Below are 20,726 nucleotides of genomic sequence, written 5' to 3' on the forward strand. Positions count from 1 at the left end.
CTAGTCACTGTCTATTTTCAGTATTGGCGTTTTTTAAGCCTTAAACGCTGCAATTTAGCTGCTTTTAAGTGCAACTAACCTTAGCTACAAATGTTTAAGAAATTTACCAGGCAGAAAAAAAAGGCATAGAAAACCCGCAGTAGCTAGTTATTCACTCTCTATTTTAAAATTTGACGTTGGGTGATGTCTTGAACGCTTTATAAGCGCGTTTCAGCTTATATAGGTAAAAACCTAGAAATTTGATAAAGACATAAGGTACACATAGTGCAAAAAATTAAGCATAGTACGCCAAATACAAGTTTTCTTGTCGTTTTAATCTGCACAGATTGGGAAGTTAAATAATACAGCTTCAGTTTCATGATAAGGGGGCTGGCGGAGTTTGTAAAGTAATTTTTTTCGTTTCTATGGGTCAGTTGGTACGCGCTTTGCCTTTTAACAGATGTAAAAGCACAATTATTACGAACAACATTCCACCAACAACTGATATAGCGCCACCTATAATGAAGCACGTGCGTGCTAACATTGACGAAATGCTTGGCAGATCTACAACCTTTCTTAAAGCACCATACCCACCAAGCCACACAAGGCCAGTGATATGGAGAAAATGCCCTATACTGTAGGCATAAATCTGCAATTTTACGATAGAGTTTTTTACCTCTTTAAAGTTTAATTTGGGTAACAGCCAATAAATGAAATTCATAAAAGCTATAGTGATCCCAACTACAGAACCGTGATAATGAGCGGGAATGGTGACATTTCCTTCAATAGTCAGCACTCCAAGCACATCTCCATAAGTGAACAACAAAAATGAATGTAATAAATAGTTGCTTTTATCATTAGTAAAAGTTCTGATGTTGCAGCACACTAATATTATCAAAAAGCACGGCAAAATTGCCCCAGCAATCCTCATATGCCAAGTAAAAAACTGTATTAACTTGGCACTATCAACTGGATAAACAAAATATACAAACGGTGCGCCTACAGCTAAAATCGTGTTTATAAATAGTGGTAAAATAGTAATTTTACTGTTTGAAACTAAACTAACATCACCAAAACTCAGCATTATTAAATACACTAAAAACATTCCTTGAGTAAAAGCAAACTGCAATAAATGTCCGCCTCCCCAAAAGAGATATTCGTAAAACAAATTCTTATCTGAGTGATATAGACCTGGAGGCATATTTTGATATGCTAAAACAAAGCAAAGAAATGATGAAACAAGTATAATAACCAGCCCAATTTGCCCCACAGAGAGATATGAAACCTCTTTTTTTGATGTGTATGCTAGCATTGTATTTACTAATATACTGGCAATAAACAAACTGAGTCCAAGTAAAAATAATTTGTTTTGTAACACGGGAATATAGTTACTTTTGATAACTTCAGTATTTGGAACGAATGCGGATATAAACATGAGCAGCATCGAAAGGGTTGATAGAACCCATGAAAAGTTAAACCAACTATTGGTATTTTGTAGATTTATGATAAAGAGCAGAGATATTATAGAGCACATCCACACCAAAATTGACAAATTTACGTGTATCACCAGCGCATTATCAAAAATATATTGTGCAGAAGGAACGAGAGAGGAGATAAAAGGCAATCGTAGAAAAATAACAATTATTGACAGTAACCCAGAGCAAGCAAGGGCACATACTGCCAAGAACATCCATTTTCTACAGAGCGGAGCGTTGTCTTGTATGTTAAGCACAATCTTTTTTCTCAATTTTGTTCAATACAATATATAACACTGCAATAATACCTAAAACATAGCAATAGTATACATGTGGCACTACTGCCAAAGGTGAAACTCCAGCAATAGTGCTAGCCAAAAGCAATTGAGCGCCATACGGTATTAATCCTTGAAATACACAAGAAAATATGCCTAGCCATGCTGCACTATAGTGAGGCGGTATTTCATATTTCTTAGAACCTGTACATGATCTCAAGAAAGGAATAAACTAAGAGATAATATATATAAGTTAGGATATATGAGGAGTTTATACCCAAGTGATATAAGTCGGGAAAGATTTGAGATTATGTTACCAGATCTAGAGTCCTGTAGAAAAAAAACAAAACCAAGGAAACTTGATTTGTATGATGTATTTTGTGGAGTGTTATACGTTCTGAAAAGCGGTTGTCAGTGGAGAATGCTACCAAAAGAGTTTCCAAAATGGCGCAATTGTTACGACTATTTTAAGAAGTGGAGTGAAAAACCAGATGCAGATAAAGAAAGTGTTCTGGAGCTGGTGTTAAAAAAAAATAGTTGGCGTGGTCAGACAAAACAATGGTCGGAAAGAAAAAACCAGCTTCTGCATAATTGATGCACAGAGTGTAAAAAATGCAGATACTGCTGAAGAAAAAGGCTATGATGCAGGCAAAAAGATTTCAGGAATAAAACGCCATATTGCAGTAGATACGCAAGGTTTGCCCCATGCAATTTATATAACAACAGCAGAGATAACTGACCGTAGCAGTGCTGTGAGAATGGTCGAAAATGCAAAAGAAAACCTCTCGGGAGTTAAAAATGTACTGGTTGATGCAGGCTATACTGGAGAGAATTTTGCAACTCAAATAAAAACGATTATTGGTGCAACCGTTGAAGTGATAAAAAGAAATGAATTACATTCCTTTGTTGTATTGCCCAAAAGATGGGTTGTGGAGCGATCTTTTGCTTGGTTAGAAAAATGTAGAAGATTGTGGAAAAATTGTGAGCGAAAACTCAATACTAGCCTACAAATGGTCGTTCTGGCTTTCACTGCCTTACTTCTGAAAAGATTATGAACAGGCTCTAAGAACCTGTACATGATCTCAAGAAAGGAATAAACTAAGAGATAATATATATAAGTTAGGATATATGAGGAGTTTATACCCAAGTGATATAAGTCGGGAAAGATTTGAGATTATGTTACCAGATCTAGAGTCCTGTAGAAAAAAAACAAAACCAAGGAAACTTGATTTGTATGATGTATTTTGTGGAGTGTTATACGTTCTGAAAAGCGGTTGTCAGTGGAGAATGCTACCAAAAGAGTTTCCAAAATGGCGCAATTGTTACGACTATTTTAAGAAGTGGAGTGAAAAACCAGATGCAGATAAAGAAAGTGTTCTGGAGCTGGTGTTAAAAAAAAATAGTTGGCGTGGTCAGACAAAACAATGGTCGGAAAGAAAAAACCAGCTTCTGCATAATTGATGCACAGAGTGTAAAAAATGCAGATACTGCTGAAGAAAAAGGCTATGATGCAGGCAAAAAGATTTCAGGAATAAAACGCCATATTGCAGTAGATACGCAAGGTTTGCCCCATGCAATTTATATAACAACAGCAGAGATAACTGACCGTAGCAGTGCTGTGAGAATGGTCGAAAATGCAAAAGAAAACCTCTCGGGAGTTAAAAATGTACTGGTTGATGCAGGCTATACTGGAGAGAATTTTGCAACTCAAATAAAAACGATTATTGGTGCAACCGTTGAAGTGATAAAAAGAAATGAATTACATTCCTTTGTTGTATTGCCCAAAAGATGGGTTGTGGAGCGATCTTTTGCTTGGTTAGAAAAATGTAGAAGATTGTGGAAAAATTGTGAGCGAAAACTCAATACTAGCCTACAAATGGTCGTTCTGGCTTTCACTGCCTTACTTCTGAAAAGATTATGAACAGGCTCTTAGACGTCATGTTAAAATCAGGGCGGACGCAAATCCACTTGACTTAAAATGGAAAAAGTATTTTGATGAGAGAGTGGCAAAAACAAAAATGTTAACAAGCTCTTTCTCAAGAGAAGGTTCTCTACTGTTGGTGTCACCACTAAAAGTGTTGTTTTCCGAGGAATCATGAAAGACAAGCCGGTTCGAGAAAAGAAGAACTTAGATAAGGGGATCAAGCGTAGTGTGGGGAAACCCGCATGCTGCGTTTCTAAGGGAGGGAGTAGTAGTAATACCACTTCCTTACCTAACCAAGTTGTTAAAACTACAGGCTTTGAGAAACGCGCTCAATACTATGCTGCTAAAGCTTATTCAAGTCAAGCTCACAAAGGTGATCAATATCAAGATCTTAAAGGAGTTATTTTTATTGCTATCGCCGATTTTATCTTATTTCCTAACAAGCTGGCTTACAAATCTGATCACGTTACTTTTGATAAAATTACCTATAAACATGATCTCAAAGATTTTAGTTTCACTTTCATCGAGCTACCAAAGTTTAATAAAACAAAAGAAGATCAGCTTTCAAATATTGTTGAAAAATGGATTTATTTTTTTAAGTACGCCGATGAAACTAGCGAAAAAGATCTACAGAAAATAATAGGTAGTGATGTTATTATTGGTAGAGCTTATGATGTGTTAAATCAATATAACTGGAGTAAAGAAGAACGTTTTGCTTATGATCAAACTAAGAAACACATTGATGATTATCTTTCTTCTGTTCAACAAGGAAAAATTGAAGGAAAAATTGAAGTTGCAAAAATAATGCTAGCCAATAATATTGATGTTAACACTATTGTCAAGTGTACTGGCCTGTCCATTAGTGAGATTGAAGAATTGCAGAATTAAGTGTGAATGGTTACGAAAAATATAAGTTTTTGCGATAAACGACATAGTGACGTATTCGTTGCTCAGCATGTCAGTAGAATATTTTCTGAAAAATTTCCACATAACTCTTTCAGATTTCATAATATCTCTTGCCACTCTGCTGAACAGATACACTCAACTTATGGTTAATACATCTTCTATTAAAAATTGTACAAATTCATTGCCATTCCAGTAATTCATAGAGATTTTACCCAAAATAGCTTTAACATTACCCTGCATGATAGCAGAGCCAAGATGAGTATTTGCATAACGAAATGCAATAGCTCTTACCATAACATTATCATCAGCAATAAAACATTTTATATGGTCAACTCCTATAACTTCAGGCTTTCTTATCTTTGCTCCCTGAATAATAAACCTTGGTTCAGGATTCCCAACTCCAAATGGTCCCAAGCGTTGCAATTGATTCCATAAAGACAAGTTTATTGCTTTAGCAGTTACTATACTATCAGCTTTTAAAGTTTTCTCATTTATAGAGTTTGAAAATCTTTTAGTAAAAAAATCATGCAAATCATTTATTTTGTCTTCTTTAATTGAAAATCCTGCCGCCATACTATGGCCACCACCTTCAATAATCAAATTTATAAACTTTGCGGAAAGGACTGCAGCACCGATATCAACTCCCAAAATTGATCTACAGCTTGCTTTTCCTATTCCATTGTTTAAAGATATCACTACTGTTGGCAAGTGAAACTGCTCCTTTAGCCTTGATGCAATTATACCGATTATCCCCTGGTGCCAGTTGCCGCTTATCATTATAAAATTCGCACCTGATTGGGCAGACTTTTCCGCTTGTGCTGTAGCTTCCAAGAGAGCCTCATTTTCTAACACTTTCCTTGCATTATTCAAATCTATTAATTTTAGTGCGATTGAATGAGCCTCTTCATCATCATCGGTGGAAAGCAACCTTGCACCAAGCGATGCTTCTCCAATTCTTCCTCCAGCATTTATGCATGGCCCAATACTAAACCCTAATCGAGAAACACTTGGTTTTTCAAGGATTCCCAAAGCATCAAATAAAACACGTAAGCCAACGTTTTTTCTTGTTGACATAACTTTTAATCCTTGTGAGACAAGTGCTCTATTGAGGCCTGTGATCTGCATAACATCACAGACAGTTCCCAGGGCAACTAAATCCAGCAGATCAAATAAATCTGGTTCTTTTTTGTTGGTAAAAAATCCTTGCTCACGTAGGCTTTTATTAAGAGCAACAATTAGCAGAAATGACACTCCAACTGCTGCTAAGTTATTATAAGGAGAGCTCTCATCAAGGCGGTTTGGATTCACAACTGCTACGGCGCTTGGTAATTTTTCCGTACCAAGGTGATGGTCAACAACTATAATATCAAGACCAAAAGCCTTTGCATCTTCTATTGGTTGATATGCAAGCGTACCACAATCAACGGAAATACATAAATCAATTCCTTTCTTTTTAAGTTGTAATAAAGCATCTGTGTTTAATCCGTAGCCCTCATCAACACGATCTGGAATGTAGATTATAGAGTGTATATCAATTGCTCTCAGGTACCTGTTAATCAATGCTGACGATGTTGCACCATCAACATCATAGTCACCAAATATTGCAAGGTTTTCATTATTTTTTATTGCCCGTATTATACGAGAAACAGCTTTATCCATATCAAGAAGGTGAAAGGGATCTGGTAATAGCGATCTGATTAGTGGATATAAGAAATCGCTTGCATTTTCTATGTTAACACCACGAGTAACCAATATTCTTGCTAATATTTCTGGTAACTCAAATCTCTGTGTAAGAGTTAAGATTTCCCTTTGATCTGCTTCTTGCAACTTCCACAATGCATTTGTTATGCTGCGCTTTTCAATTTCAAGTAGCATATTCTTTGTAAATAAAACTACTTTATCAGAATTTTTAAGCTTGTTCTATAATTGTATTAGATTTCTGCATAACCTAAACTAAGCAGAAAAAAGATACAAGACGGTGTCATGAAAGTAGCCTCCCTCTCCTGTCATCCCAGTGTCCCTATGATGTCATCCAAGTAGCTGACACTGGGATCCAGGAAAAAGAATGGTGTCATCCCAGTGCCCTGACTACTTGGATCCAGGAAACTTAACTTTACACCAGGTGAATGTACAATAAGAACTGGATTCCAGCGTCACACGCTGGAATGACACCATTTTCGGTCTCTTAAATTGCTTTAGCCATAAGTATTAAGAAATTTACCAAATAAAAAAAAAGGCAAAAGAAGCCCTAGTCACTGTCTATTTTCAGTATTGGCGTTTTTTAAGCCTTAAACGCTGCAATTTAGCTGCTTTTAAGTGCAACTAACCTTAGCTACAAATGTTTAAGAAATTTACCAGGCAGAAAAAAAAGGCATAGAAAACCCGCAGTAGCTAGTTATTCACTCTCTATTTTAAAATTTGACGTTGGGTGATGTCTTGAACGCTTTATAAGCGCGTTTCAGCTTATATAGGTAAAAACCTAGAAATTTGATAAAGACATAAGGTACACATAGTGCAAAAAATTAAGCATAGTACGCCAAATACAAGTTTTCTTGTCGTTTTAATCTGCACAGATTGGGAAGTTAAATAATACAGCTTCAGTTTCATGATAAGGGGGCTGGCGGAGTTTGTAAAGTAATTTTTTTCGTTTCTATGGGTCAGTTGGTACGCGCTTTGCCTTTTAACAGATGTAAAAGCACAATTATTACGAACAACATTCCACCAACAACTGATATAGCGCCACCTATAATGAAGCACGTGCGTGCTAACATTGACGAAATGCTTGGCAGATCTACAACCTTTCTTAAAGCACCATACCCACCAAGCCACACAAGGCCAGTGATATGGAGAAAATGCCCTATACTGTAGGCATAAATCTGCAATTTTACGATAGAGTTTTTTACCTCTTTAAAGTTTAATTTGGGTAACAGCCAATAAATGAAATTCATAAAAGCTATAGTGATCCCAACTACAGAACCGTGATAATGAGCGGGAATGGTGACATTTCCTTCAATAGTCAGCACTCCAAGCACATCTCCATAAGTGAACAACAAAAATGAATGTAATAAATAGTTGCTTTTATCATTAGTAAAAGTTCTGATGTTGCAGCACACTAATATTATCAAAAAGCACGGCAAAATTGCCCCAGCAATCCTCATATGCCAAGTAAAAAACTGTATTAACTTGGCACTATCAACTGGATAAACAAAATATACAAACGGTGCGCCTACAGCTAAAATCGTGTTTATAAATAGTGGTAAAATAGTAATTTTACTGTTTGAAACTAAACTAACATCACCAAAACTCAGCATTATTAAATACACTAAAAACATTCCTTGAGTAAAAGCAAACTGCAATAAATGTCCGCCTCCCCAAAAGAGATATTCGTAAAACAAATTCTTATCTGAGTGATATAGACCTGGAGGCATATTTTGATATGCTAAAACAAAGCAAAGAAATGATGAAACAAGTATAATAACCAGCCCAATTTGCCCCACAGAGAGATATGAAACCTCTTTTTTTGATGTGTATGCTAGCATTGTATTTACTAATATACTGGCAATAAACAAACTGAGTCCAAGTAAAAATAATTTGTTTTGTAACACGGGAATATAGTTACTTTTGATAACTTCAGTATTTGGAACGAATGCGGATATAAACATGAGCAGCATCGAAAGGGTTGATAGAACCCATGAAAAGTTAAACCAACTATTGGTATTTTGTAGATTTATGATAAAGAGCAGAGATATTATAGAGCACATCCACACCAAAATTGACAAATTTACGTGTATCACCAGCGCATTATCAAAAATATATTGTGCAGAAGGAACGAGAGAGGAGATAAAAGGCAATCGTAGAAAAATAACAATTATTGACAGTAACCCAGAGCAAGCAAGGGCACATACTGCCAAGAACATCCATTTTCTACAGAGCGGAGCGTTGTCTTGTATGTTAAGCACAATCTTTTTTCTCAATTTTGTTCAATACAATATATAACACTGCAATAATACCTAAAACATAGCAATAGTATACATGTGGCACTACTGCCAAAGGTGAAACTCCAGCAATAGTGCTAGCCAAAAGCAATTGAGCGCCATACGGTATTAATCCTTGAAATACACAAGAAAATATGCCTAGCCATGCTGCACTATAGTGAGGCGGTATTTCATATTTCTTAGAGCCTGTTCATAATCTTTTCAGAAGTAAGGCAGTGAAAGCCAGAACGACCATTTGTAGGCTAGTATTGAGTTTTCGCTCACAATTTTTCCACAATCTTCTACATTTTTCTAACCAAGCAAAAGATCGCTCCACAACCCATCTTTTGGGCAATACAACAAAGGAATGTAATTCATTTCTTTTTATCACTTCAACGGTTGCACCAATAATCGTTTTTATTTGAGTTGCAAAATTCTCTCCAGTATAGCCTGCATCAACCAGTACATTTTTAACTCCCGAGAGGTTTTCTTTTGCATTTTCGACCATTCTCACAGCACTGCTACGGTCAGTTATCTCTGCTGTTGTTATATAAATTGCATGGGGCAAACCTTGCGTATCTACTGCAATATGGCGTTTTATTCCTGAAATCTTTTTGCCTGCATCATAGCCTTTTTCTTCAGCAGTATCTGCATTTTTTACACTCTGTGCATCAATTATGCAGAAGCTGGTTTTTTCTTTCCGACCATTGTTTTGTCTGACCACGCCAACTATTTTTTTTTAACACCAGCTCCAGAACACTTTCTTTATCTGCATCTGGTTTTTCACTCCACTTCTTAAAATAGTCGTAACAATTGCGCCATTTTGGAAACTCTTTTGGTAGCATTCTCCACTGACAACCGCTTTTCAGAACGTATAACACTCCACAAAATACATCATACAAATCAAGTTTCCTTGGTTTTGTTTTTTTTCTACAGGACTCTAGATCTGGTAACATAATCTCAAATCTTTCCCGACTTATATCACTTGGGTATAAACTCCTCATATATCCTAACTTATATATATTATCTCTTAGTTTATTCCTTTCTTGAGATCATGTACAGGTTCTTAGAGAAATACCAGATAAGCCATCAAGAGTAATAAAACTATTGAAGTTACAACAAAGTAAATGCGGTAATTGTAGACTATGGTTTGAAAGTGATGATATAATAGAAATACATCATAAAGACCGGAATAGACGAAACAATATGATCAAAAATTTATCTTTGTTACATGGGCATTGTCACGATGAATTACACAGGAGGTGTGCATGACAAGCACCAAATTAGAGAGAAGCCGTATGAGGCGCAAAGTCTCACGTACGGTTTTGAAGTCGAGTGAGGAGGGGCGACCTTCTTCACTTAGACAACGGTATGCAAATCAGACTAGCGAAGAGGATCTAAAAAAAATAGTAGGAAGTGATATAATTATTGGTAGGGCTTATAATGAATTGAACCAATACAATTGGAGTGAAGAAGAGCGGTTTACGTATGATCAAGCTAAGAAACGTGAGGATGATAATGTATCTTGCCTTAAACAAAAATTTAATGAGGGTGTTGAAGTAGGTATAGAGAAAGGAAAAATCGAAGTTGCAAAAACAATGCTGGCTAATAACGTTGATATCAACATTATTGTTCATTCTACCGGACTTTCCATTAATGAGATTGAAAAATTAAGTGGAAATCTGTGAACGGTTACCTTGGATGACAGAAAAGAGTGTTGGAAGGAGGCAATATTAAAAACTTAATTTCAGTCCAGCCAAGAGCACATAACCAGAGTTGTTATTTTCTATTTTAGGCTCTTTTGTACTAAACTTTACAATATCGAAATAGTATGAAGTACCTAAAAAAAGAGAATTTTCAAGACTTAAAGCATATGATGTTAACTCGTTTGTACCTTCGCCTGCAATATCCCTACCACTACTAAAATATGTTAAGCTCGATTTGTAAGAATCAGAACGGTAGGCGATACCTGCATTCATATAATACGTATTATTTATTTCAGGATTACGCTTCTCACCAGATTTACCACCATTACCATACGAAAAAATGCAATCAAGATCGAACAATTTTAGCTTCAAACCAAAATTCCAGTGTAGTAATTGATTGCGGCATTCATAATTTTTAGAAGTCCCATCTGAGCAATCAGTTAAATTTTCTCTTGCAAATTCACCAGTTAAGGCAGTAGTAAAACCTATATCATCTGACAAGCTGTTTTTATAGGAAAGGCCAGCAGCAATTAGATTGCTATATTGTAAGTTATTTTTTCCTGGGACATAGCTGAATCCGAGTTGAAAGTTATAGATTTCAGGGGAGATGTAGTTAATTGATGATTGTTTTAACCCTAGTTCGAGTCCATTATAATTACTGTAAATGTTGGGTTTTACCCAAAATACCTTGTCTTTATCATATCCAGGGCCACCATCTTTTTTAGGATCACCGTGCAAATTTGCATAGTTTGTCCAACGACCATTTACTCCTCCAGCAGCTGCATAAATTTTTGAAGTGTTAATTAACATGCTCTGACTAACTAAACTTCTTTTACCATATTCAATTGATCCAAGTTCCTGGTTTTTTATGATAAAATACCATTCCTCCATGTCTAACTTTTCTATGTCTAACGCTTTTAGGTTTGCAATACCAGAAACCCCTGCCTTAACATTAACCCCCATTTGAGTATTTGGATAAACTTGCTGTAAATAAAGAAAGCGCAAGTATGAATAACTTGAAGTTTTATCCTTAGGCTTAGCATTGAAAGAATCTCTGTTGAAGGCGTAGCCGAATCTCAAATCTATTTTTCCGTCTAGTTCTGCATAAAATATTTCCTTATCCAAAATTGTTTTAGAGCTAGCACTATTCTGCAAAAACAATGATGAAAGCAGTGCTACCAGGTAGTACTTTAACTTCATAAATAAACTTAAATCTTTATAAAAATTTAAGTTTAAACTCAATATAAATAAAAAACAACTTTTCAGAAGGTACCGCTGGTAGATTTTGCTGCCTGTTTTTGAGCTATATTCCCATAAATTATTGATACACTTGGTAATTTTTGCATTAATAACTGCTTATTAATGGCAGAATGTATACGATTAATTATTTTAGATGTACTTTTTACATCGCAGTTAATCAAAACAAAAAGCACTTTATTCTCATCAATATACCCTAGAAAATCATCACTACGGCAATTTTTATAAAAACGTTCTATGATAACTTTCAGTGCATCATTTGTCTCACTACAGCTACTATTTAAGCCAATCACTCCTATAGCTGCATTAATTTGATGTTGAAAGGCAAAATTTAATATAACGTATAACTCTAGAATAGTGGACTCATTGCCCGGTATATCGAATAAGTCATGGTTTTTATATTTTTTACCCATTAGAACCTGTACATGATCTCAAGAAAGGAATAAACTAAGAGATAATATATATAAGTTAGGATATATGAGGAGTTTATACCCAAGTGATATAAGTCGGGAAAGATTTGAGATTATGTTACCAGATCTAGAGTCCTGTAGAAAAAAAACAAAACCAAGGAAACTTGATTTGTATGATGTATTTTGTGGAGTGTTATACGTTCTGAAAAGCGGTTGTCAGTGGAGAATGCTACCAAAAGAGTTTCCAAAATGGCGCAATTGTTACGACTATTTTAAGAAGTGGAGTGAAAAACCAGATGCAGATAAAGAAAGTGTTCTGGAGCTGGTGTTAAAAAAAAATAGTTGGCGTGGTCCGACAAAACAATGGTCGGAAAGAAAAAACCAGCTTCTGCATAATTGATGCACAGAGTGTAAAAAATGCAGATACTGCTGAAGAAAAAGGCTATGATGCAGGCAAAAAGATTTCAGGAATAAAACGCCATATTGCAGTAGATACGCAAGGTTTGCCCCATGCAATTTATATAACAACAGCAGAGATAACTGACCTTAGCAGTGCTGTGAGAATGGTCGAAAATGCAAAAGAAAACCTCTCGGGAGTTAAAAATGTACTGGTTGATGCAGGCTATACTGGAGAGAATTTTGCAACTCAAATAAAAACGATTATTGGTGCAACCGTTGAAGTGATAAAAAGAAATGAATTACATTCCTTTGTTGTATTGCCCAAAAGATGGGTTGTGGAGCGATCTTTTGCTTGGTTAGAAAAATGTAGAAGATTGTGGAAAAATTGTGAGCGAAAACTCAATACTAGCCTACAAATGGTCGTTCTGGCTTTCACTGCCTTACTTCTGAAAAGATTATGAACAGGCTCTCAGAAAAATTGGATTTACGCGCAAAAAAAGACATATGGATACAAGGAAAGAAACGAAGAAAAACGTGCTGAATTCTTAGAACCTGTACATGATCTCAAGAAAGGAATAAACTAAGAGATAATATATATAAGTTAGGATATATGAGGAGTTTATACCCAAGTGATATAAGTCGGGAAAGATTTGAGATTATGTTACCAGATCTAGAGTCCTGTAGAAAAAAAACAAAACCAAGGAAACTTGATTTGTATGATGTATTTTGTGGAGTGTTATACGTTCTGAAAAGCGGTTGTCAGTGGAGAATGCTACCAAAAGAGTTTCCAAAATGGCGCAATTGTTACGACTATTTTAAGAAGTGGAGTGAAAAACCAGATGCAGATAAAGAAAGTGTTCTGGAGCTGGTGTTAAAAAAAAATAGTTGGCGTGGTCCGACAAAACAATGGTCGGAAAGAAAAAACCAGCTTCTGCATAATTGATGCACAGAGTGTAAAAAATGCAGATACTGCTGAAGAAAAAGGCTATGATGCAGGCAAAAAGATTTCAGGAATAAAACGCCATATTGCAGTAGATACGCAAGGTTTGCCCCATGCAATTTATATAACAACAGCAGAGATAACTGACCGTAGCAGTGCTGTGAGAATGGTCGAAAATGCAAAAGAAAACCTCTCGGGAGTTAAAAATGTACTGGTTGATGCAGGCTATACTGGAGAGAATTTTGCAACTCAAATAAAAACGATTATTGGTGCAACCGTTGAAGTGATAAAAAGAAATGAATTACATTCCTTTGTTGTATTGCCCAAAAGATGGGTTGTGGAGCGATCTTTTGCTTGGTTAGAAAAATGTAGAAGATTGTGGAAAAATTGTGAGCGAAAACTCAATACTAGCCTACAAATGGTCGTTCTGGCTTTCACTGCCTTACTTCTGAAAAGATTATGAACAGGCTCTTAAAAATTATAGCAACAAAAGAACCAGAAAACTTAGTTTATATAGATGAGTCTGGCATTGATAACACAGAGGACTATCCATATGGGTATTGCCAGAAAGGACAGCGGTTTTATGGCCTAAAATCTGGAAAGAAAACTCAACGAATCAGTATGGTTGCAGCCTTAAGTAGAAGAAAGATAGTTGCTCCATTAACCTTTGAAGGCCACTGTAATATGGATGTTTTTAATGGATGTTTTTAATGGATGGTTTGAGCAATTTTTGACACCGATCTTGGAACCTGGACAGACTGTCATTCTTGACAATGCTACTTTTCATAAGTCTGGTAAGAGCCTGTACGTAATCTCAAAAAAGAGATAAAGTGAGAGGATAAAGTATATAAAGTAGGATATGCGAAGTTTATAACCAAGTGACATAAGTCGAGAAAAGTTTGAGATTATTGTAGCAGATCTGGAATCTTGCAGAAAGAAGATAAAACCAAGAACACTTGATTTATATGATGTATAGCATTTCTCATAATAGTCCGAACAGGTCATAGGAAGGCAGAATCAACAGCACGACGAAAGGATTCGAATAGAGGAATGTTTTTCCTAGCTCTGTTTTTTATAGCAAACCAATGATGCTCAATTTTGTTGAAATCTGGAGAATACGGCGGCAGATACAAAATTTCTGCACCAACTCCTCTAGCAAGCTCGATAATCTTACCAGACTTATGAAAAGTAGCATTGTCAAGAATGACAGTCTGTCCAGGTTCCAAGATCGGTGTCAAAAATTGCTCAAACCATCCATTAAAAACATCCATATTACAGTGGCCTTCAAAGGTTAATGGAGCAACTATCTTTCTTCTACTTAAGGCTGCAACCATACTGATTCGTTGAGTTTTCTTTCCAGATTTTAGGCCATAAAACCGCTGTCCTTTCTGGCAATACCCATATGGATAGTCCTCTGTGTTATCAATGCCAGACTCATCTATATAAACTAAGTTTTCTGGTTCTTTTGTTGCTATAATTTTTAAGAATTCAGCACGTTTTTCTTCGTTTCTTTCCTTGTATCCATATGTCTTTTTTTGCGCGTAAATCCAATTTTTCTGAGAGCCTGTTCATAATCTTTTCAGAAGTAAGGCAGTGAAAGCCAGAACGACCATTTGTAGGCTAGTATTGAGTTTTCGCTCACAATTTTTCCACAATCTTCTACATTTTTCTAACCAAGCAAAAGATCGCTCCACAACCCATCTTTTGGGCAATACAACAAAGGAATGTAATTCATTTCTTTTTATCACTTCAACGGTTGCACCAATAATCGTTTTTATTTGAGTTGCAAAATTCTCTCCAGTATAGCCTGCATCAACCAGTACATTTTTAACTCCCGAGAGGTTTTCTTTTGCATTTTCGACCATTCTCACAGCACTGCTACGGTCAGTTATAGCATTTCTTATAATAGTCCGAACAGGTCATAGGAAGGCAGAATCAACAGCACGACGAAAGGATTCGAATAGAGGAATGTTTTTCCTAGCTCTGTTTTTTATAGCAAACCAATGATGCTCAATTTTGTTGAAATCTGGAGAATACGGCGGCAGATACAAAATTTCTGCACCAACTCCTCTAGCAAGCTCGATAATCTTACCAGACTTATGAAAAGTAGCATTGTCAAGAATGACAGTCTGTCCAGGTTCCAAGATCGGTGTCAAAAATTGCTCAAACCATCCATTAAAAACATCCATATTACAGTGGCCTTCAAAGGTTAATGGAGCAACTATCTTTCTTCTACTTAAGGCTGCAACCATACTGATTCGTTGAGTTTTCTTTCCAGATTTTAGGCCATAAAACCGCTGTCCTTTCTGGCAATACCCATATGGATAGTCCTCTGTGTTATCAATGCCAGACTCATCTATATAAACTAAGTTTTCTGGTTCTTTTGTTGCTATAATTTTTAAGAATTCAGCACGTTTTTCTTCGTTTCTTTCCTTGTATCCATATGTCTTTTTTTGCGCGTAAATCCAATTTTTCTGAGAACCTGTACATGATCTCAAGAAAGGAATAAACTAAGAGATAATATATATAAGTTAGGATATATGAGGAGTTTATACCCAAGTGATATAAGTAGGGAAAGATTTGAGATTATGTTACCAGATCTAGAGTCCTGTAGAAAAAAAACAAAACCAAGGAAACTTGATTTGTATGATGTATTTTGTGGAGTGTTATACGTTCTGAAAAGCGGTTGTCAGTGGAGAATGCTACCAAAAGAGTTTCCAAAATGGCGCAATTGTTACGACTATTTTAAGAAGTGGAGTGAAAAACCAGATGCAGATAAAGAAAGTGTTCTGGAGCTGGTGTTAAAAAAAAATAGTTGGCGTGGTCCGACAAAACAATGGTCGGAAAGAAAAAACCAGCTTCTGCATAATTGATGCACAGAGTGTAAAAAATGCAGATACTGCTGAAGAAAAAGGCTATGATGCAGGCAAAAAGATTTCAGGAATAAAACGCCATATTGCAGTAGATACGTAAGGTTTGCCCCATGCAATTTATATAACAACAGCAGAGATAACTGACCGTAGCAGTGCTGTGAGAATGGTCGAAAATGCAAAAGAAAACCTCTCGGGAGTTAAAAATGTACTGGTTGATGCAGGCTATACTGGAGAGAATTTTGCAACTCAAATAAAAACGATTATTGGTGCAACCGTTGAAGTGATAAAAAGAAATGAATTACATTCCTTTGTTGTATTGCCCAAAAGATGGGTTGTGGAGCGATCTTTTGCTTGGTTAGAAAAATGTAGAAGATTGTGGAAAAATTGTGAGCGAAAACTCAATACTAGCCTACAAATGGTCGTTCTGGCTTTCACTGCCTTACTTCTGAAAAGATTATGAACAGGCTCTGAGAGCTCGGTGGATCGTTTGGATACTAACGTTGCCCCAAAGTTTAGCCATTTCCGACAGAGTCTTTCCTCCATTTTCTCTGGCAAATTTAGCAAAGGCATCCCAGTCGGTAATTTTGTGATTGTAACCTCCATTTCCAAGTTTTTTTGATTGAAAGTCTCCTGTTTCTTTTCTTCTTTGCTGCCACTCCCATAAAGTAGTTCGTCCAATTTTAAATCTTGCTGCCACTGTTTCTCTGCTTCCTCCCTCCTCTAGCGCTTCCATTGCTTTTTTCCTTAAGTCATAACTATATGCTGCTGGCACTCAACCTCCTTATCATCGTCTATCCTTATCTTATCACATCCGGACTTCTATGAAAAGAGCTATATCTCTGCTGTTGTTATATAAATTGCATGGGGCAAACCTTGCGTATCTACTGCAATATGGCGTTTTATTCCTGAAATCTTTTTGCCTGCATCATAGCCTTTTTCTTCAGCAGTATCTGCATTTTTTACACTCTGTGCATCAATTATGCAGAAGCTGGTTTTTTCTTTCCGACCATTGTTTTGTCGGACCACGCCAACTATTTTTTCTTAACACCAGCTCCAGAACACTTTCTTTATCTGCATCTGGTTTTTCACTCCACTTCTTAAAATAGTCGTAACAATTGCGCCATTTTGGAAACTCTTTTGGTAGCATTCTCCACTGACAACCGCTTTTCAGAACGTATAACACTCCACAAAATACATCATACAAATCAAGTTTCCTTGGTTTTGTTTTTTTTCTACAGGACTCTAGATCTGGTAACATAATCTCAAATCTTTCCCGACTTATATCACTTGGGTATAAACTCCTCATATATCCTAACTTATATATATTATCTCTTAGTTTATTCCTTTCTTGAGATCATGTACAGGTTCTAAGATTATCGAGCTTGCTAGAGGAGTTGGTGCAGAAATTTTGTATCTGCCGCCGTATTCTCCAGATTTCAACAAAATTGAGCATCATTGGTTTGCTATAAAAAACAGAGCTAGGAAAAACATTCCTCTATTCGAATCCTTTCGTCGTGCTGTTGATTCTGCCTTCCTATGACCTGTTCGGACTATTATGAGAAATGCTATAAATAGCCAACCACCACGGGGCTTCTTTTGCCCTTTTTTTCGTTTGGTAAATTTCTTAAATATTTATACTAAAAGAGCCCAAGAGAGGTGTCATTCCAGTCTGGAATCCAGCCTTTATTATGCAGCCACTTGGTTGAAATTAAGTCTTCTGGATCCAAGTAGTCAGGGCACTGGGATGACATCATAGGGGCACTGGGATGACAGGGGGGGGAGGCTACTTGGATGACACCATTCTTTTTCCTGGATCCAAGTAGTCAAGCTACTCGGATGACAGGCCAGCCTGACAACCGTCATCCCGCTACGTGTTAGCGGCTAAGAGATACCGCGGCGGTATGACGTAGAGTGCTTAGAAGCTGTTATTTTGCTATAAATGGCTGTAATGGCATCATCTATTTTATTGCTATCACAGCCTGTTTGTGCAAGTTCATCATTCCCACCACAGTTCTTTTCAACTGCTATTGATATTAGTTCTTTTGCGCTAATCTTATTGATTAAGTCTTTACTTACTTTAATAATCAAGACTGTTTTATCTTTTTCTGTTGCCGTGAAAGCTATTACCGTTTTTGGTTTTTGTTGCTGCAAAACAAACTCTCTTATTACATTTGCTGGAATATCAGTGAAAGTGTGGCTTATAAAATTTATTCCATTTATTTCAGTGCTTTTTATATTCTCTGCACTCACAAGCTTTTTATATAGGTTTTTTATTTTGGTTTCGGATTTTTTGTGTTCTTGACTTAAAATACTTAATCTGCTTGTTATTTCACTCACTGGCGCTTTTACGAATTCTGCAACTTTTTTTAAGTTAATTTCATTATCACGTACATAATTGATTGCTTCCTGACCAGTTAAAGCTTCAATTCTCCTCACTCCAAAAGCAACAGAACTCTCTGTTACTATCTTAAATAAACCGATTTCTCCAGTATGTTCAACGTGTGTGCCACCACACAGCTCCCTTGAATCTCCAATCTTCACTACTCTTACTTGGTCGCCATATTTTTCGCCAAACAACGCCATAGCTCCTTCGTCTATTGCCTGATTCATGCTCTGAATTTTTGTAGACGTAGAAAGGTTTTCTCTGATTAGAGAGTTTACCATATCTTCTACTAAGAATAGCTGATCCTGAGTGACTTGAGTGTTATGACTAAAGTCAAATCGTAACTTATCCGGTGCAACTAGGGAACCTTTTTGAGTAACATGATCACCTAGAATTTTTCTGAGTGTAAAGTGCAAAAGGTGTGTAGCTGAATGATTTCTTCTTAAGGTTTGCCTTCTTTCCTTATCTATGCTTGCTGTAACTGTGTCACCTTTACAAATTGAACCGAATTTAACTATGCATCTGTGCAAACATAGGTCATCAACCTTATTGGTATTTTCTACTGTGATTACACCTAGGTCTTGTGTCATTCCAGCACGTGACGCTGGCTCAACCGGGATGACAATAAAACTTCCAGTATCCCCCACCTGTCCACCTGACTCGCCATAAAAAGGTGTTTTATCAAGTATAATGGTTATCTTTTCTCCCTCCTTTGCAGAATCAATTACTTCATTTTTAGAGGAAACTATAGCTAGTATTTTCGCATCACTTACTTCATTGAACTCATAACCAACAAATTTTGTTTTGCCAAATTTATTGATCAAATCAAACCATACTTGCTCAACAGATTTTTCAACAGATCCAGCCCATTTAGCACGTGCTCTCTCTTTTTGCTCTCCCATTGCATCATCAAAACCCTTCTGGTCAAAATTTATTTTTTTCTCTTTTAAAATATCAAGTGTAATATCCAAAGGAAATCCGTAGGTGTCATATAGCTTAAACGCTGATTCTCCAGGCAAAGTATCGCCCGATTTTAAATCTGTAGTGAATTTCTCCAGGAGATTGATACCTTTCATTAAAGTGTCTTTAAAGTTTTCTTCCTCCGATTTTAACGTCGTTTCTATTAAGCTTTTAGCTCTGACTAATTCAGCTCCCATATAAGCCGAACTCGTGCTATCTATCAGCACCGGAAAAATGTGATGGAGTAGAGAATCATTATATCCAAGCAGGTGGATATAACGCGTGGCTCTCCTAATTAATCTGCGTAATACGTAATTCCTGCCCTCATTTCCAGGAAGCACTCCTTCTGCGATGAGAAATGCAGCCGCGCGAAGATGATCTGCAATGATCTTATGGGCTACTTTATTTTCCGTATTTCCACAGTACTCCTGTGATTTACTTATCAAAGCAGAAAATAGATCAATATCATAGTTATCATGGACGTTTTGCATAACAGCCGCTATTCTCTCAAGACCCATTCCAGTATCGATGCATTTTTTTGGCAATTTGTGTAAATTACCTTCTTCATCTTTGTTAAACTCCATAAACACCAGATTCCAGATTTCAACAATTCTATCGCCCTCTTGTAAATTAGGACTCCCATGGTCATAAAAAATTTCAGAACATGGACCGCACGGACCAGTGCTTCCCATACTCCAAAAGTTATCATCCGTTGTAATTCTTATGATTTTATCACTTGAAAAGCCACTTATCTTACGCCAAATCTCGTACGCCTCATCATCAGTATGATAGACGGTTATGGATAGTCTGTTTTTATCAAGAGATAACTCCTTAGTGATAAATTCCCACGCAAATTCTATCGCAGTTTCCTTAAAGTAATCACCGAAGCTAAAATTTCCGAGCATTTCAAAAAATGTGTGATGCCGAGTTGTATAGCCAACATTTTCAAGATCGTTGTGTTTACCGCCTGCTCTTAGGCACTTTTGACTTGAGACAGCACGTTTCATTTCAGTTTTTTGAGCACCAGTAAAAATATTTTTAAACTGCACCATACCAGCATTTGTGAACATGAGCGTTGGGTCATGTTCTGGAATCAAAGGAGAAGAAGAAACCTGCTCGTGGTCATTACTTACAAAAAATTTTATAAATCTTTCTCTGATTTCGTTTAGCTTCATCGTTTTTATTGAGAGTATTTATGAATAATAAGCTGCAATGGAAATAAAATCAATACCACTCTCTAGATCTCAGAACTTCTAGTGACATGC

13 protein-coding genes and 10 pseudogenes are annotated in these 20,726 nt (G+C 36.4%); 11 read left to right on the forward strand and 12 right to left on the reverse strand.

The window, feature by feature from the left end; genetic code table 11:
• Positions 1–409: 409 nt before the first annotated feature.
• Positions 410–1,669 carry a cbb3-type cytochrome c oxidase subunit I gene (locus tag ABWU71_RS02765; RefSeq protein ID WP_353284880.1) on the reverse strand — a complete coding sequence of 420 codons (1,260 nt, stop codon included), beginning with the start codon at positions 1,667–1,669 and terminating at the stop codon, positions 410–412.
• 322 nt (positions 1,670–1,991) lie between these two features.
• Between ABWU71_RS02765 and ABWU71_RS02770 the strand changes: the two genes are divergently transcribed.
• The 3 genes from ABWU71_RS02770 to ABWU71_RS02780 all read left to right on the forward strand — a co-directional run bounded on the left by ABWU71_RS02770 (position 1,992) and on the right by ABWU71_RS02780 (position 4,541).
• Positions 1,992–2,784 (forward strand): IS5 family transposase gene (locus tag ABWU71_RS02770; RefSeq protein ID WP_265023453.1). Its coding sequence is split into 2 segments (ribosomal slippage): positions 1,992–2,255 and positions 2,257–2,784, totalling 792 coding nucleotides; the frame shifts between segments, so codons are not numbered across the junction.
• Positions 2,785–2,857: 73 nt separating this feature from the next.
• A protein-coding gene (locus ABWU71_RS02775; protein ID WP_265023453.1) for an IS5 family transposase occupies positions 2,858–3,650 on the forward strand; the annotation gives its coding sequence in 2 pieces (ribosomal slippage) (positions 2,858–3,121 and positions 3,123–3,650; 792 coding nt in all).
• Between the two features lie 174 nt (positions 3,651–3,824).
• Positions 3,825–4,541, forward strand: a complete 717-nt coding sequence (locus ABWU71_RS02780) for an Rpn family recombination-promoting nuclease/putative transposase (RefSeq protein WP_353284736.1) — start codon at positions 3,825–3,827, stop codon at positions 4,539–4,541.
• A gap of 153 nt (positions 4,542–4,694) precedes the next feature.
• Here ABWU71_RS02780 and recJ read toward each other — a convergent pair whose 3' ends face one another.
• From recJ to ABWU71_RS02800, 3 genes are all read right to left on the reverse strand, one after another.
• Positions 4,695–6,434 (reverse strand): single-stranded-DNA-specific exonuclease RecJ, encoded by a 1,740-nt coding sequence (gene recJ / locus ABWU71_RS02785; RefSeq protein ID WP_353284737.1) that lies wholly within the window; start codon positions 6,432–6,434, stop codon positions 4,695–4,697.
• A 782-nt stretch (positions 6,435–7,216) separates the two neighbouring features.
• The gene (locus tag ABWU71_RS02795; protein ID WP_353284880.1) at positions 7,217–8,476 is read right to left on the reverse strand and encodes a cbb3-type cytochrome c oxidase subunit I; all 1,260 of its coding nucleotides are present in this window, start codon (positions 8,474–8,476) and stop codon (positions 7,217–7,219) included.
• A gap of 268 nt (positions 8,477–8,744) precedes the next feature.
• Positions 8,745–9,537 (reverse strand): IS5 family transposase gene (locus ABWU71_RS02800; RefSeq protein ID WP_265023453.1). Its coding sequence is split into 2 segments (ribosomal slippage): positions 8,745–9,272 and positions 9,274–9,537, totalling 792 coding nucleotides; the frame shifts between segments, so codons are not numbered across the junction.
• A 294-nt stretch (positions 9,538–9,831) separates the two neighbouring features.
• On the opposite strand from ABWU71_RS02800, the gene ABWU71_RS02805 reads away from it, so the two are divergent.
• Complete coding sequence (locus ABWU71_RS02805; RefSeq protein WP_353284738.1) at positions 9,832–10,221, forward strand: hypothetical protein; 390 nt, start codon at positions 9,832–9,834, stop codon at positions 10,219–10,221.
• Between the two features lie 45 nt (positions 10,222–10,266).
• Here ABWU71_RS02805 and ABWU71_RS02810 read toward each other — a convergent pair whose 3' ends face one another.
• Positions 10,267–11,439 (reverse strand): porin, encoded by a 1,173-nt coding sequence (locus ABWU71_RS02810; protein ID WP_353284881.1) that lies wholly within the window; start codon positions 11,437–11,439, stop codon positions 10,267–10,269.
• Positions 11,440–11,501: 62 nt separating this feature from the next.
• Positions 11,502–11,909 carry a hypothetical protein gene (locus ABWU71_RS02815; RefSeq protein ID WP_353284739.1) on the reverse strand — a complete coding sequence of 136 codons (408 nt, stop codon included), beginning with the start codon at positions 11,907–11,909 and terminating at the stop codon, positions 11,502–11,504.
• A gap of 64 nt (positions 11,910–11,973) precedes the next feature.
• Between ABWU71_RS02815 and ABWU71_RS02820 the strand changes: the two genes are divergently transcribed.
• The 5 genes and pseudogenes from ABWU71_RS02820 to ABWU71_RS02835 form a co-directional block, all read left to right on the forward strand.
• Positions 11,974–12,766 (forward strand): IS5 family transposase gene (locus ABWU71_RS02820; RefSeq protein ID WP_353284740.1). Its coding sequence is split into 2 segments (ribosomal slippage): positions 11,974–12,237 and positions 12,239–12,766, totalling 792 coding nucleotides; the frame shifts between segments, so codons are not numbered across the junction.
• A 1-nt stretch (position 12,767) separates the two neighbouring features.
• A pseudogene (locus tag ABWU71_RS08045) lies at positions 12,768–12,856 on the forward strand (IS630 family transposase); the annotation flags it as partial.
• A 59-nt stretch (positions 12,857–12,915) separates the two neighbouring features.
• A protein-coding gene (locus tag ABWU71_RS02825; RefSeq protein WP_265023453.1) for an IS5 family transposase occupies positions 12,916–13,708 on the forward strand; the annotation gives its coding sequence in 2 pieces (ribosomal slippage) (positions 12,916–13,179 and positions 13,181–13,708; 792 coding nt in all).
• Positions 13,709–13,713: 5 nt separating this feature from the next.
• Positions 13,714–14,044: pseudogene (locus tag ABWU71_RS02830) on the forward strand (IS630 family transposase); the annotation flags it as partial.
• Positions 14,045–14,128: 84 nt separating this feature from the next.
• Positions 14,129–14,218 (forward strand): annotated as a pseudogene (locus ABWU71_RS02835) (IS5/IS1182 family transposase); the annotation flags it as partial.
• A gap of 28 nt (positions 14,219–14,246) precedes the next feature.
• Here ABWU71_RS02835 and ABWU71_RS02840 read toward each other — a convergent pair.
• The 3 pseudogenes from ABWU71_RS02840 to ABWU71_RS02850 form a co-directional block, all read right to left on the reverse strand.
• Positions 14,247–14,812: pseudogene (locus tag ABWU71_RS02840) on the reverse strand (IS630 family transposase); the annotation flags it as partial.
• 1 nt (position 14,813) lies between these two features.
• Positions 14,814–15,137: pseudogene (locus ABWU71_RS02845) on the reverse strand (transposase); the annotation flags it as partial.
• Between the two features lie 27 nt (positions 15,138–15,164).
• Positions 15,165–15,730: pseudogene (locus ABWU71_RS02850) on the reverse strand (IS630 family transposase); the annotation flags it as partial.
• 55 nt (positions 15,731–15,785) lie between these two features.
• Between ABWU71_RS02850 and ABWU71_RS02855 the strand changes: the two are divergent.
• Positions 15,786–16,578 (forward strand): annotated as a pseudogene (locus tag ABWU71_RS02855) (IS5 family transposase).
• Positions 16,579–16,584: 6 nt separating this feature from the next.
• On the opposite strand, the pseudogene ABWU71_RS02860 reads toward ABWU71_RS02855, so the two are convergent.
• Positions 16,585–16,890: pseudogene (locus ABWU71_RS02860) on the reverse strand (IS630 transposase-related protein); the annotation flags it as partial.
• 62 nt (positions 16,891–16,952) lie between these two features.
• Positions 16,953–17,424 (reverse strand): annotated as a pseudogene (locus tag ABWU71_RS02865) (IS5 family transposase); the annotation flags it as partial.
• A gap of 60 nt (positions 17,425–17,484) precedes the next feature.
• Here ABWU71_RS02865 and ABWU71_RS02870 point away from each other — a divergent pair.
• A pseudogene (locus tag ABWU71_RS02870) lies at positions 17,485–17,658 on the forward strand (transposase); the annotation flags it as partial.
• 341 nt (positions 17,659–17,999) lie between these two features.
• Here the strand turns inward: ABWU71_RS02870 and alaS are convergent.
• A complete protein-coding gene (gene alaS, locus ABWU71_RS02875; RefSeq protein ID WP_353284741.1) occupies positions 18,000–20,636 on the reverse strand; it encodes an alanine--tRNA ligase in 2,637 nt (878 codons plus the stop codon).
• Positions 20,637–20,726: the final 90 nt, after the last annotated feature.

It is taken from the genome of Wolbachia endosymbiont (group A) of Lasioglossum fulvicorne, assembly GCF_964028605.1.
In the GTDB taxonomy this organism is placed as follows: domain Bacteria; phylum Pseudomonadota; class Alphaproteobacteria; order Rickettsiales; family Anaplasmataceae; genus Wolbachia.

Excerpts from the sequence above, each read along its gene's own strand:
- ABWU71_RS02780 (WP_353284736.1), top strand. The coding sequence starts at position 3,825 with ATGAAAGACAAGCCGGTTCGAGAAAAGAAGAACTTAGATAAGGGGATC.
- ABWU71_RS02765 (WP_353284880.1), bottom strand. The coding sequence starts at position 1,669 with ATGTTCTTGGCAGTATGTGCCCTTGCTTGCTCTGGGTTACTGTCAATA.
- recJ (WP_353284737.1), bottom strand. The coding sequence starts at position 6,434 with ATGCTACTTGAAATTGAAAAGCGCAGCATAACAAATGCATTGTGGAAG.
- ABWU71_RS02810 (WP_353284881.1), bottom strand. The coding sequence starts at position 11,439 with ATGAAGTTAAAGTACTACCTGGTAGCACTGCTTTCATCATTGTTTTTG.
- ABWU71_RS02795 (WP_353284880.1), bottom strand. The coding sequence starts at position 8,476 with ATGTTCTTGGCAGTATGTGCCCTTGCTTGCTCTGGGTTACTGTCAATA.
- ABWU71_RS02815 (WP_353284739.1), bottom strand. The coding sequence starts at position 11,909 with ATGGGTAAAAAATATAAAAACCATGACTTATTCGATATACCGGGCAAT.
- alaS (WP_353284741.1), bottom strand. The coding sequence starts at position 20,636 with ATGAAGCTAAACGAAATCAGAGAAAGATTTATAAAATTTTTTGTAAGT.
- ABWU71_RS02805 (WP_353284738.1), top strand. The coding sequence starts at position 9,832 with ATGAGGCGCAAAGTCTCACGTACGGTTTTGAAGTCGAGTGAGGAGGGG.